This is a genomic window from Paenibacillus sp. FSL R7-0198, assembly GCF_038000415.1.
GTDB lineage: Bacteria > Bacillota > Bacilli > Paenibacillales > Paenibacillaceae > Paenibacillus.
Window position 1 is genome coordinate 753,161 of record NZ_JBBOCB010000001.1, and the last position, 13,827, is coordinate 766,987.

The 13,827-nt window shown below is 44.5% G+C and carries 11 protein-coding genes; 1 reads left to right on the forward strand and 10 read right to left on the reverse strand.

Translation table 11 applies throughout. The annotated features are described in order from the left end of the window. Positions 1-27: 27 nt before the first annotated feature. From MKY87_RS03075 to pdhA, 9 genes are all read right to left on the reverse strand, one after another. Positions 28-2,367, reverse strand: coding sequence for a type IA DNA topoisomerase (locus MKY87_RS03075; protein WP_340962881.1), 2,340 nt, complete (start codon positions 2,365-2,367; stop codon positions 28-30). Between the two features lie 125 nt (positions 2,368-2,492). Further along, a complete protein-coding gene (fur, locus tag MKY87_RS03080; protein ID WP_036613667.1) occupies positions 2,493-2,984 on the reverse strand; it encodes a ferric iron uptake transcriptional regulator in 492 nt (163 codons plus the stop codon). Between the two features lie 231 nt (positions 2,985-3,215). Beyond that, a complete protein-coding gene (locus MKY87_RS03085) occupies positions 3,216-4,703 on the reverse strand; it encodes a glutamate synthase subunit beta (RefSeq protein ID WP_315935825.1) in 1,488 nt (495 codons plus the stop codon). Positions 4,704-5,319: 616 nt separating this feature from the next. Continuing rightward, positions 5,320-5,808: a dihydrofolate reductase gene (locus MKY87_RS03090; protein WP_340962882.1), complete on the reverse strand. Its 489-nt coding sequence runs from the start codon at positions 5,806-5,808 to the stop codon at positions 5,320-5,322. A gap of 50 nt (positions 5,809-5,858) precedes the next feature. Continuing rightward, positions 5,859-6,653, reverse strand: coding sequence for a thymidylate synthase (gene thyA, locus MKY87_RS03095; RefSeq protein WP_340962884.1), 795 nt, complete (start codon positions 6,651-6,653; stop codon positions 5,859-5,861). A 484-nt stretch (positions 6,654-7,137) separates the two neighbouring features. After that, entirely contained in the window at positions 7,138-8,553 is a 1,416-nt protein-coding gene (gene lpdA / locus MKY87_RS03100; protein WP_036613658.1) for a dihydrolipoyl dehydrogenase, read from the reverse strand. 3 nt (positions 8,554-8,556) lie between these two features. Continuing rightward, a complete protein-coding gene (locus MKY87_RS03105) occupies positions 8,557-9,876 on the reverse strand; it encodes a dihydrolipoamide acetyltransferase family protein (RefSeq protein ID WP_340962885.1) in 1,320 nt (439 codons plus the stop codon). Between the two features lie 176 nt (positions 9,877-10,052). After that, positions 10,053-11,030 carry an alpha-ketoacid dehydrogenase subunit beta gene (locus tag MKY87_RS03110; RefSeq protein WP_074095465.1) on the reverse strand — a complete coding sequence of 326 codons (978 nt, stop codon included), beginning with the start codon at positions 11,028-11,030 and terminating at the stop codon, positions 10,053-10,055. Positions 11,031-11,131: 101 nt separating this feature from the next. Next, entirely contained in the window at positions 11,132-12,199 is a 1,068-nt protein-coding gene (pdhA, locus tag MKY87_RS03115; RefSeq protein ID WP_017688072.1) for a pyruvate dehydrogenase (acetyl-transferring) E1 component subunit alpha, read from the reverse strand. A gap of 256 nt (positions 12,200-12,455) precedes the next feature. Here pdhA and MKY87_RS03120 point away from each other — a divergent pair, with 256 nt between their 5' ends. Next, positions 12,456-13,190 carry an alpha/beta hydrolase gene (locus MKY87_RS03120; protein ID WP_017688071.1) on the forward strand — a complete coding sequence of 245 codons (735 nt, stop codon included), beginning with the start codon at positions 12,456-12,458 and terminating at the stop codon, positions 13,188-13,190. Positions 13,191-13,356: 166 nt separating this feature from the next. On the opposite strand, the gene MKY87_RS03125 is transcribed toward MKY87_RS03120, so the two are convergent. Next, entirely contained in the window at positions 13,357-13,827 is a 471-nt protein-coding gene (locus MKY87_RS03125; RefSeq protein WP_340962886.1) for a low molecular weight protein-tyrosine-phosphatase, read from the reverse strand.

The following is a 13,827-nucleotide window of genomic DNA, read 5'->3' on the forward strand; positions in this document are numbered from 1 at the left end:
GGTCCTTTTACTTTATGATGAATAAGATCAAGCATCCTGTTTCTCACCAGATAACTTGCCTGTTACCACGTCTTGCAAAATAATACGTGCCTTCACCGTACTCCCGTCTTTTCGTTTGAAAGACAGAACTTGAGTACTCCCCTTCTCAATCAATGATTTTAACATCGTACTGGTGATTTTTTTGCCCGCATACTCTTTCCAGACCACAAATGAACAGCCTTCCTTGAAACGTGAGCATCCATAACCCTTCTTGCCCTCTATGATCTGGCCTGTACAGCCGGGGGAAGGACAGGGTGCCAGTAACTCTCTCACTCCAGATGAGCTCGCAGTTGAAGATGGCGTCTTGGTGGTCGTGCTTTTCCCACTGCCAGCTCTCGATGAAGATGCCGAAGTCTGACGGGACGTTTTTACAGCCGAACTGCCACTGGATGCCTTGGCAGATGTCCTTGTATTCCCTGCTTGGGTTCTGGCTCCCTTGCCTTTCCCCCTGCCTGCCCGTGAGTCTTCTCCAAAAGCATCTGCCGGCGCCGGAGCTTGCACACGTACTTTCTCAATGATGGACAACGTGAATTTCTTAACGTTCTCCATGAACTTGTCCTGCCCCGCCTCACCTTTGGAAATCTGATATAACCTTCTTTCCCATTGCCCGGTCATCTCAGGTGAGGTTAACAGATCTACACCCGCGCGACGAATCAACTCAATAGCCGTTCTGCCTTTGAGCGTTAACTGCATTTTTTTTCCCTGTAGCGTAATGTAACCTACGTTTTTGAGGCGCTCAATCGTAGCAGCACGTGTAGCCGGAGTACCCAAACCACTGTCTTTCATCGCATCTCGCAGCTCTTCATTCTCGATCTGCTTGCCTGCACTTTCCATCGCTTTGAGCAATGTTCCCTCGGTATAACTTTTGGGAGGCTGAGTCGCCTTCTCTTTGAACTCACTTTTCGTACATTGAACAGGCAATTCAGGTTGTACACTAAAAGCCTTGTCCGTCCACTCTTCAGCTTCCTCTTCCTCATTGCCGTTTTTCTTGCTCTTCTTCTTGCCTGCACCGCCCTGTTCCTGATCTCCAGAACCGAGAACCACTTTCCATCCGAGGGACAGCAGCTCTTTGACAGATGTCTTAAACTGATGTTTCTCCACTTCGGTGAGCACGGTATGTTGCTTATACTCCGCCGGAGGATAAAAGTGAGACAAGAAACGTCTTACAATCAAATCATAGATGTTCTGCTCATCCTTGGATAAGGTACCTGGTCGCTTTAATGTAGGTAAGATCGCATGGTGATCCTCAACCCTGCTCGGATTACATACCCCTTTATTATTCTTATGAACAAGCTCCGGCTTGGCCCCTTGCGCAAGCTCACTATAGGTACCATTTTTAAGCAGGTTTAGCGTTTTGTGCATACCTTCAATATTCTGTTCAGTAACATAGTTGGAGTTTGTCCGCGGATACGAAATTACCTTGTGTTTTTCATACAAGGCCTGTGCGATATCCAGTGTTTTTTTGGCACCATATCCGAACTTGGCATTGGCTTCACGCTGTAAAAGGGTCAGGTCATACAAACGATACGGATACTCTTTCGTCTGCTTCGCTTCGTATTTGGTAATCTGCCCTGTCTTGCCCTTCACACTGGCTGCAATGGCCTCTGCTGCCTCCGCATCGGTCAACTTATCTCCCTGACGCAGTCCTCGGTACTCGACACCTTCCTGCCGAAACCAGGCGGCTACTTCATAAAAGGTCTGTGACTGGAACGCTTCAATCTCTATTTCCCGATCGTAGATTAGCGCGAGTACCGGCGTCTGCACACGGCCTACAGACAACAATGCATTATGGCGGGTTGTAAACGCCCGTGAGGCATTCATGCCGATCAGCCAATCGGCTTCACTTCTGGCGCGAGCAGCATGGGTCAGATTTTCAAATTCAGAGGCATCCTTCAGACCATCAAAACCACGTCTAATGCTCTCTGCCGTCAAATCCGATATCCATAATCGCTTTACAGGCTGACGCAGCTTCAATTGCTGTTGTATGAGGGCGAAGATGTACTGCCCTTCTCTCCCTGCATCACAAGCATTAACGATCGCTGAAGCCCGTTTCGCCAGTTCTCCAATCATTTTAAGCTGATCTTTTGTCCTCGGATTGGGTACAATCTTGAACTGATCGGGTATGATCGGCAGGTCCGCTATATTCCAGCGCTTGTACTTCGTATCATAGGCATCCGGTTCAGCCAGTCCAAGCAAATGCCCTATCGCCCAAGTGATGATGTAATGCTCACCCTCCAGATACGTGCGATTGTTCTTGGCCTTTGGTTCTATGACGGCGGCAATGGTTCGACCCATGTCGGGTTTTTCCGCTATAACCAGTGTCTTCATCCGTCCATCTCTCCTCCTTCACCGTCCGCATGACGGCAAAAAGGGGCATTCCGCCGACGGAAGCCCCTTGCTTCTGAAACTCATTATATCAGATTTTGGATTCGGGAGCACCTTCCCGAAATGAATTATCCTGCTGCCTGTTCCTTTAATACATGTTTTTGTCTGCACTCTTTGCATACACCCTGGAAATCCAGACGATGATCCGTAACAGCAAAGCCATACTGACGCTCGATTTGTTGTTCCAAACGAAGCAGCCCATCTTCCATAATCTCTTCCACTTTACCACATTCGGTACAGATCAAATGATGGTGGTGATGGGAACCGTCTGTACTTCGCAGATCAAAGCGTGCAGCGCCGTCACCAAAGTTAATTTTTTCAACGACCTGAAGGTCACTCAGCAGTTCGAGAGTGCGGTATACGGTAGCCAATCCAATCTCAGGGAACTGCTCCTTAACCAGGAGAAATACTTCCTCTGCGCTAAAATGATCCTTTTCATGTTCAAGTAATACACGTACAGTAACTTCCCGTTGTTGTGTTAACTTATATCCTTTTTCAACCAATTGATTTTTAATGTGAAAGATCTGTTCTGAAATGGACTTGTCCCGGTTACTTGCCATAGCAGGTCGCACCTCCGATTTATATTCATTGAAATTTACTTTTATCGTACGGATTCATGGTTTCAGTTAATCCTTATTTATAATTATTATAATATAATAATAAATCTTTATCACTTAAAAAGCAATGATATTGCTCACACTTACATGAAATATGTAGTCAAATTGGTTAAAATAACAGCAAACAACCCTCGCTGATCGCGAAGGTTGTCGTTTATATCTTGTTCTATACTTTTACACCAGAACCGAAGCACCCATCAAGTATTTGTCCACTTCACGAGCAGCCTCACGACCTTCATTAATTGCCCATACAACCAAGCTTTGACCACGACGCATGTCACCTGCTGCAAATACTTTATCCACATTGGTGTTGTATTTGCCGTAACGTGCCTTAACATTTGTGCGACGATCTGTTGCAAGTCCCAGTTGCTCTACCAACGTTTGTTCCGGTCCATCAAAACCAATGGCAATCATGGCCATCTGAGCCGGGAATACACGCTCTGTACCTGGAATCGGCTGATAAATCTTGCGACCAGTCTCATCCACAATACGCTCGATCTGTACGGTATGCAATTCTTTGAGGTTCCCCTCATCGTCTCCGACAAATTTTGTTGTCATGATGGAGAATTCACGCGGATCTTGACCAAACAACGCTTTGGCTTCCTCTTGCGCATAATCAAGTGTGTATACGTTCGGGAATTGCGGCCAAGGGTTGTTAATACGATCACGTTCCATAGGCGCTTGTGTATGCGTACCGAATTGAGTAATCGTACGACAACCATGACGCAGCGATGTAGCTACACAGTCAGATCCTGTATCACCGCCACCAATGACGATGATATCTTTATCCTTAGCGGACAGATATTGACCATCTTCCAGATTGGAATCCAGATAACTCTTAATGCTACCATTCAGGAAATCCATGGCGTAATGAACGCCTTTCAAGTCACTGCCTTCAATATTGAATTCACGCGGCTTCGTTGCACCACCACACAATACAACAGCATCATAATCATCTACGAGTTGTTGTGCTGCAATATCCTTACCGATCTCGGTATTCGTGATGAATTGAACGCCTTCTGCTTCAAGCAGATCAACACGACGTTGAACTACCTTTTTATCCAATTTCATCGTTGGGATACCGTACATCAACAATCCACCGACACGGTCCGAACGCTCATATACGGTTACCGAGTGGCCTGCTTTATTCAACTGAGCCGCAGTAGCCAATCCCGCTGGACCTGAACCTACCACAGCTACACGTTTACCCGTACGTTTTTCAGGAGGTTGGGGAACTACCCATCCTTCTTCGAAACCTTTTTCAATAATTGCTTCTTCAATCGTTTTGATGGTTACAGGCTGACCGATTAAGCCAACTGTACAAGAACCTTCGCAAGGAGCTGGACAGACGCGACCTGTAAACTCTGGGAAATTATTCGTTTTGTGAAGGCGCTCAAGTGCTTCTCTCCACAGTCCGCGATATACAAGATTATTCCATTCTGGAATCAGGTTATGCACGGGGCAACCTGACGTGCCGCCAATCATATCTATACCTGTATGGCAATACGGGGTACCACAATCCATGCATCGTGCACCTTGTGTTCTGAGCTCTTCTTCAGCCATATGTTTATGAAACTCTTCCCAATCCTTAATCCGCTCCGCTGGCTCACGATCTGCTGGCAGTTGACGTTTGTATTCCATAAATCCAGTAGGTGTAGACATCTTACGTTTTCCCCCATCCGTTCTTGTCTTAATCCCTTCATGTGCATGGTTCTATATGAAATGGATTACTCATTACTTGAGTTTTTGTCTATTGTATCACAAAATCTTCTCGAAGATATTTCAATTATAGTAGCATTTACTGTACTGAATATTAAATGGATTATCCGCATAATTATTTGTATTTTATACATCATATCTTTCAAGTCTACCCATGGTCAATACCCTTATTTTGGTGTTAAATGTGGTTTTGAACTGCGAAATCTGGTGTGTGTTGAAGAAATAAAAGGTCGAAACGTTAAGTGAATGTTAGATAATTTGTCATGAAATCCAGCATATTCTGCTATAAATCGTTCTTAATTTCGAATATCAGACTTGTTTTAGGGCTTCACAACGTTAAAACCTCAAAACTTTTACACTTTTTTACTGTTTAATGCTTGCCCACATGTATATTATACATAAATACCAATTACTCATGTTATATTTATGTTATATGTATCCCAATCTAAACAAGTGACTCATTTTTTTATATAAAAAAAGACGCTGTTCACGAATATTTCGCAATCAGCGTCTCTTATCATACAAATACGACCGAAGTCAGGAATTTCTTATGCCATATTTACCGTTTACGTTCATAAAATTCGAATGTATACGCATGAACATTTTTTTCATCCTGTTCGCCTTCAATCTGTTCAATCAGTTGCCATTCGGACCAATCCACTTCGGGGAAAAACGTATCTCCTTCAAAATTCTCATGAATTTTGGTCACCACTAGACGATCTGCAAGTGGCAAAAATTCGCGATACACTTGGGAACCCCCAATTACACACAGTTCCTCACCTTTGGTTACACTCAGACCCTCTTCAATCGTATGTACGATTTCAGCTTGTTTCACCTTGTAGTTCAGATCTCTAGTCACCACAATATTACGGCGCTGAGGAAGCGGCTTACCACCAAAGGATTCCCACGTATTACGTCCCATGATAATCGTTTTATTTAACGTACGTTGTTTGAAAAAGGCCATATCCTTGGGTAAACGCCATGGAATCGAATTGTTTAATCCGATCACACCGTTCTCCCCCATTGCCCATACTAGTTCAATACTCAAGGGTAATCCACTCCTTCAATCCAAGTCTCTTATCGAGATTGAACACATAATTAGACTGCAATTGGAGCTTTAATGCCCGGATGATGCTGGTAGTTCTCAAACTCAAAATCTTCAAACTTATAATCAAAAATAGAATCCGGCTTACGCTTGATTACCAGCTTAGGTAAAGCATAAGGTTCACGCTCCAGCTGAGTTTTAACCTGATCAACATGGTTAGAGTAGATGTGAACATCCCCTCCAGACCAAATGAAGTCACCCACCTCAAGATTACATTGCTGAGCGATCATATGAGTTAAGAGCGCATAACTCGCGATGTTAAACGGTAACCCGAGGAACGTATCCACGGAACGCATCGTAAGCATACATGATAATTTACCCTCTGCAACGTAAAACTGAAACGCAAAATGACAAGGTGGAAGCTTCATATTATTAATCTCAGCCACATTCCATGCGCTGACAAGGTGACGACGTGAATCCGGATTATTTTTGATCGAATCAATAACTGCGGCGATCTGATCAATTTTTTCTCCGTTTGGTGCTTCCCATGTGCGCCACTGCGAGCCATATACCGGTCCAAGATCTCCATTTTCGTCCGCCCAGTCGTCCCAGATCTTCACACCGTTTTCTTTCAGATAAGATATATTGGTATCGCCACTCAAAAACCACAACAGTTCATGAATAACCGATTTGAGATGAATTCGTTTCGTTGTTACCAGCGGAAATCCTTCGGACAGATCATAACGGAGCTGTCTGCCAAATACAGATTGTGTTCCTGTTCCTGTACGGTCTCCTTTATGCACGCCGTTGTTCAGAATATCCTGTAATAAATCGAGATAGTTTTTCATGTTGATATCCCCTCACTAAAGAATATTTACACTTACCACTCCGATGACAGAACAACCTTCCGATCGCTGTTATCCCCAGATTTTTTTGATTTCCTTTTCCAAAGGTAAAATCCGGGGATAAAGGCGAAGCGTATGCTTCCGATGCAGCTTTCCTTCAGAAAGCTTTTAGCTCCGCTTCTTCAGGTTCTTTCTGTCCTCTACGTTCTCGTGTAAAAGATTAGTTTAACTTAAATACTAAATACATAGACCGTGATTGGCTTGGAGCCACATCATGACTGATCATTACTACAGTGTACCACAATTGAGTTGTTGGATAAAATCAATTCACTAAAACTTATGAGCGTGTAACTTTTCATCATGTCACATACACGAGCATCTTAATTTCTCGGCTCTTGCTCAGAAAAAAGAGACGAATAACGCGTTAACGTCATTCGTCTCTTCTGATATACGTATAATGCCGGACGGATCCGAAGCTTAGAGAATCTTAACGGGAGATGATGTGGATCGGGTGACCCATAACCAATTCCGCAGCTTCCATCACGATTTCGCCCAAAGTTGGGTGAGCGTGAATTGTGAGAGCCAGATCTTCCAAAGTTGCGCCCATCTCAATTGCCAAACCAAGCTCAGCAATCAAGTTGGAAGCTTCCAGACCTACGATTTGGCAACCCAATACAAGGCCGCTTTCTTCGTCAGCTACGATTTTCACGAAGCCTTCAGCGTGGTTCAAAGATACAGCACGGCCGTTACCCGCATAAGGGAACTTGCCTGCTTTTACTTTGTAACCTTTTTCTTTAGCTTCTTTTTCAGTGTAACCTACGCTGGAACACTCTGGATCTGTGAACACAACAGCTGGCATACATTTGTAGTCAACTACAGATGGTTGTCCTGCGATTGCTTCAGCAGCCACTTTACCTTCATAAGAAGCTTTGTGTGCCAGAGCCAAGCCAGATACGATGTCACCGATAGCGAAGATGTGCGGAATGCTTGTGCGACCTTGGTGGTCAACTTTAACGAAGCCACGCTCGTCAACGTCAACACCAATCATGTCAAGACCAAGTTCTCCATCCGTGTTTGGACGACGTCCAACAGTTACCAGCAGGTAATCTGCAGTTACTTCTTTGGACTCACCATTTACAGAGTACTTAACAGTTACATCTTTGTCCGTTTGCTCAGCACTTTCAGCTTTTGCACCCGTTACGATTTCGATGCCTGTTTTCTTCATGTTTTTAGCCACAAGGCTAGTCATGTCTTTATCGAAACCTGGCAGTACTGTATCCAAACCTTCGATGATTGTTACTTTTGCACCGAATTTGGAGTACATTTGACCAAGCTCAGCACCGATATATCCGCCACCGATAACGATCATGCTTTTTGGTACTTCAGGCAAGTTCAGAGCTTCTGTCGAAGACAGAATGCGTCCGCCAAACGGGAAAGGTTTCAGTTCGATTGGACGGGAACCTGTTGCAATAATTGCATTTTTAAATTTGTAACGCGGAGACTCGTGGTCATTGAATACACGAGCTTCGTTTTCGTTGATGAACATGCACTCACCGTTGAAAACTTCAACTTTGTTGCCTTTAAGCAAACCAGCTACGCCGCCAGTCATTTTCTTAACAACGCCGTTTTTGAACTCTTGAGTTTTGCTGAAGTCCACTTTTACGTTCTCAGCAGAGATACCAAAAGCTTCACCGTGAAGTGCAGACTCATATTGGTGTGCAGCAGAGATCAGGGCTTTGGATGGAATACATCCACGGTTCAAACAAACACCGCCCAGTTCGGATTTGTCTACGATCAATACGCTTTGGCCCAGTTGAGCAGCGCGGATGGCAGCTACATAGCCGCCAGGACCCGCACCAATTACTAATGTGTCGATATTGAGAGAAGCGTCGCCTACTACCATATCTTACACCTCCATAACAAGCAGCTCAGGGTTAGCGAGCAGCTGTTTAATGTAATTCATAAAGTTTTGTGCTGTTGCGCCATCGATGATACGGTGGTCAAAGCTCAGGGAAAGAGCCATTACAGGTGCTGCAACTACTTCGCCGTTTTTGATCACTGCTTTTTCGCTGATGCGTCCTGTTCCGAGAATAGCAACTTCAGGGAAGTTGATGATTGGAGTGAAGAACATACCGCCAGCAGAACCGATGTTACTGATGGAGATTGTACTTCCTCTCATTTCATTCGCGCTCAATTTGCCCTCACGACCACGAGCAGCCAGATCACGGATAGAATCAGCAATCATCCAGATGGATTTACGATCAGCATCTTTGATAACAGGAACGATCAAGCCGTTGTCTGTATCTGTAGCGATACCGATGTTGTAGTATTTTTTGTAAACAATTTCGTTAGCTTCTTCATCAATCATAGCGTTCAGAGCCGGGAATTGGCGGGAAGCCGCAACCAGTGCTTTAACGATGAATGGCAGATAAGTAACTTTTGTTCCTTTTTTCTCTGCAATTGGTTTCATGCGAGTACGGAAAGCAACCAATTCAGTTACGTCCACTTCGTCCATGATTGTAACGTGAGGTGCTGTGTAAGCCGATTTAACCATTGCATTAGAGATCGCTTTACGGATACCTTTGAATGGTACGCGCTCTTCTTCAAGGTATTGATCAGCTGCTGCTGCTGGTGCTGCGGATTTTTTCTCTTCTTGAGCCGGAGCTTCGGAAGATGCCGCTGCGGAAGAACCGCCACCGTTTTTGAAGGATTCAACATCTTCTTTGGTTACTTTACCGTTGTTGCCAGTGCCGTTAACTCGAGCGATGTCTACACCTTGTTCGCGAGCAAATTTGCGCACGCTTGGTGTTGCCAGAACGTCTTTGGCAGGTACTGCCGGAACGCTGTTATTGCCGCCTTCTTTAGCTGCATCCGTGCTGGAAGCTGCTGCAGAAGAACCGCTTGTGTCAGCTCCGCCTTGAGCTGCATCTTTCTCTTGCTCGCCTTGATCGCCAGCAGGAGCGTCGTCTTGCTCAGGAAGTTCGCCTTCTGCATCGATGATCGCTACAACTTCACCAACGTGGCAGACTTGACCGTCTTTAGCGAATACTTCTGTAACTGTTCCGTTAACCGGACAAGGTACTTCTACAACCGCTTTGTCATTCTGTACTTCCATGATGATGTCATCGTCAGTTACTTTGTCACCGACTTTGATGTGCATCTTGATGATTTCGCCTTCGTGCAGGCCTTCGCCCAATTCAGGGAATTTATATTCAAATTTAGCCAACTGAAAAACCTCCTTGATTATGTGCTCAATCCTGAAAACAACCCTTAACTCCAAGAAACAACTGTTACTGCTAATGCAAATAACTGTTACTCAAGGGGCTAATGGCTGTTTACAGTGCAGCTTGCGCTGCGGTGTGAATCACCATACTGCGCCTTGCGGCATGTCAGATGATTAAATTAGAAATTTACGACTTTATTAACCGCAGCAACGATACGTGCTGGGTTAGGCAGCCAAGAATCTTCGATTTGTGCAAAAGGATATACAGTATCCGGACCAGCTACACGCAGAACCGGTGCTTCCAAGTGCAGGATTGCTTTTTCATTGATTTGGGCAATGACTTCAGCTGCAACACCTGCGCTCTTTTGAGCTTCCTGTACAACAATTGCACGGTTTGTTTTCTTAATGGAAGCAACGATGGTATCGATGTCGATCGGGCTAACCGTACGAAGGTCGATAACTTCAACTTTGATTCCTTGTTTTTCGAGTTCTTCTGCTGCTTTCACAGAAGTGTGAACCATCATACCGTAAGTAATGATCGTTACATCGGAACCTTCACGAACAACGTTCGCTTTGCCCAATTCAACAACATAATCTTCTTCAGGCACTTCTGCACGGAAAGCATGGTACAGGTTCAAGTGCTCCATGAAGAATACAGGATCGTTATCGCGAATAGAAGCGATCATCAGACCTTTTGCATCGTAAGGGTTAGAAGGAACAACGACTTTGATACCTGGTGTTTGCGTGAGCAGACCTTCCAGGGAATCTGTATGCAATTCTGCCGCTTTTACACCGCCACCGAATGGTGTACGGAATACGATTGGAGAATTGTATTTTCCACCAGAGCGGAAACGCATACGAGCAGCTTGCACTACCATTTGGTCAAGGGCTTCGAAGATAAAACCAACGAATTGGATCTCAGCAACCGGACGGAAGCCTTGTACACCCAGACCTACAGCCAGACCACCAATAGCGGACTCAGCCAGTGGTGTATCAAATACACGCTCTTCGCCAAACTCTTTTTGCAGACCTTCCGTTACACGGAAAACGCCGCCTACATTACCTACGTCTTCACCGAAGAGCAGAACGTTAGGATCACGTTTCAACTCCACGCGAAGCGCATCACGGATTGCTTCTTTCATGTTCATTTGTGCCATTTGCTTCATTTCCTCCTTAAACATTGACAGTTCACATTTGAATTCGTACATGTATACCGGGACATTAAAGTCGCGGATGTTTATGCTTTATCGGAAAAAACTTATTGGAAATCAGCTTTTTGCTCTTCCAAGTGCTTAGGCGTTTGTTCGAACATGCTGTCGATCAAGCCTGAAATCGTCATTTTCTCGGTTTTTTCCGCTTTTTTGATTTCTTCATTTACTTTAGCTTTTGCTTCTTCTTTCACACGTGCTGTATCTTCTTCAGTCCAAAGACCTTTTTTCTCCAGATATTTAGCGAAACGTGCGATAGGATCTTTAGCAGACCATTCCGCCTCTTCTTCTTTTGTACGATACTTGGAAGCATCATCCGAAAGGGAGTGAGGACGGAAACGGTATGTTACTGCTTCGATCAATGTTGCGCCTTCTCCGTTACGTCCGCGCTCAGCAGCTTCCTGAACAGCTTTGATAACAGCGAAGATGTCCATACCGTCAACTTTAACACCTTTGATACCTGCTGCTACCGCTTTGTGAGCGATGGACAGAGCTGCTGTTTGTTTAGCAAAAGGAGTTGTGATGGCATAACCATTGTTTTGTACGAAGAAGATAACAGGCAGTTTGTATACACCAGCGTAGTTCAGACCTTCATAGAAGTCACCTTCAGAAGAACCGCCATCACCTGTGTACGTGATAACAACTTGTTTTTGTTTCTTCAATTTGTAACCCATAGCGATACCCATTGCATGCAGAATTTGTGCACCAATGATGATTTGTGGCATCAATACATTAACGCCATCTGGAATTTGTCCACCATGTTGGTGTCCACGGGAGTACAAGAATGCTTGATAAAGAGGAAGTCCATGCCATACGAGTTGCGGAATGTCACGATAGCCAGGACATACAAAGTCTTCTTTTTCAATTGCAAATTCACTACCAACCATTGTAGCTTCTTGACCAGATACTGGAGCATAGAAACCAAGACGACCTTGACGGCCCAGGTTTACTGCACGGTCATCCCAAGTACGGGTAAATACCATGCGGTACATAATTTCTTTTAATTGATCATCGGAAAGTGTAGGCATCATGTCTTTGTTAACAATTTCGCCGTCAGGAGACAGCACGGACAGAGCTTCTACATCCTCTGTATACACTTCATAAGGAACCTTGCTCATTTTTTTCTTCACCTCAACAAAAAATTTGAATATCAAGTTCCGCTGTTATAATATTATTATACACCTGTTTCACTCCATACGTCAAAGAAATCCGTAATTTTTTTATGTTTCCTGCCGGATTGTATGTATAACAGGGGCTTAATATTGGTATAACAGCATAATACATGATTGCGTGTTTGACCTAACCCCGCACAAGGGTAATCTTACCGTATTGCGCGGTCGAATGCAAAAAATTAACCGAGAAAGGTGACGTTTTATGACGGATTCCCGCTATTTGAAACGCACGATTGTGAAGGAAGAGATTGAAAGTCGCTATCTTGGAGAGAAGCGAACGCTCCGTATTTACCTTCCTCCAGGCTATAACGAATTACTTAGCTACCCTGTCGTTTATTGTCAGGATGGCGAAGAATTTTTTAATTTCGGACGAATTGCTACAACAGCTAACCAAATTATTCTGGACGAAGGAGCCGAACCTTTCATTATTGTAGGGGTTCAGGTCGATGTGTCTGTGAGAACACAGGAATATGCTCCATTTGGAGATCGGTTCAAGGCATATACCGCTTGCTTCGCTGAAGAGATTATTCCCTATATAGAAGAGAAATATCCTGTGCGCCGTTCTCCGCAGGAACGTATTCTTGCCGGAGACTCGCTCGGTGGCAGTGTTTCACTTCATCTTGCTCTGTTATATCCGGATCTGTTCACACGTGTTATTAGCATGTCTGGCGCCTTCTACTCTGCTTCTCAGGAAATCTATGCCGCAGCTGAAGATCTGTCTTGGCTCTCGATCTGGATGATCGTTGGTTTGCAGGAGACTGATTTCGAGGCAGACACGGGTACGTATAATTTTGTTCAATTAAATCGGGATACTCGAGAATTGCTGGAAAAACGTGGTGCCCTCGTCTCCTATCAAGAGAAAGACGGGAAGCACCAATGGGGTTTTTGGCAGAAGGAATTGCCCGAAGCATTACTTTATTTTCTCCAGGAAAGATAAAAGGACCACATTAACAGGCGGCTGAAATGCCGCTATTGTTTTTCATTCCAATGATACCGCTTACAATTGTAACCTGAAAAAGAAGCAGGATATCCTGCTTGCTTTAAGTGCTCTAATCCTGCTTCTTTGCCCGGTTACAAATTACATATCAGATCATGTTTATTTACTAGGATAAGGAATGTTCCGATTCAATCTTTCTCAACAGAACATCGCAGCCTGCGTTAACCAACTCATATACCTCTTCAAAATTGCCTGTGTAATACGGGTCAGGTACTTCCCTGAGTTTTTCCTCTGGAAGCATGTCCATAAACTTGATGATGTCCGCCTCAGCTCCGCCTGGAACGTTGCGTACATTATCTGCATTTGAATTATCCATACATACAATGTAATCAAATTGAGTAAAGTCTTCGCTGGCGAATTGTCTCGCTGCCATGTTGGCATAAGAAATCTGGTACGAATCCAGCAATTTTCGAGTCCCTTCATGCGGAGGTTTACCCACGTGCCAGTCCCCTGTTCCCGCTGAGTCCACACGAATCTGGTGTTCAAGCCCCTTCTCCAGGACTTTGTGACGCAAAACGGCTTCAGCCATTGGTGATCTACATATATTGCCCAGACATACAAACAAAACATTAATCAT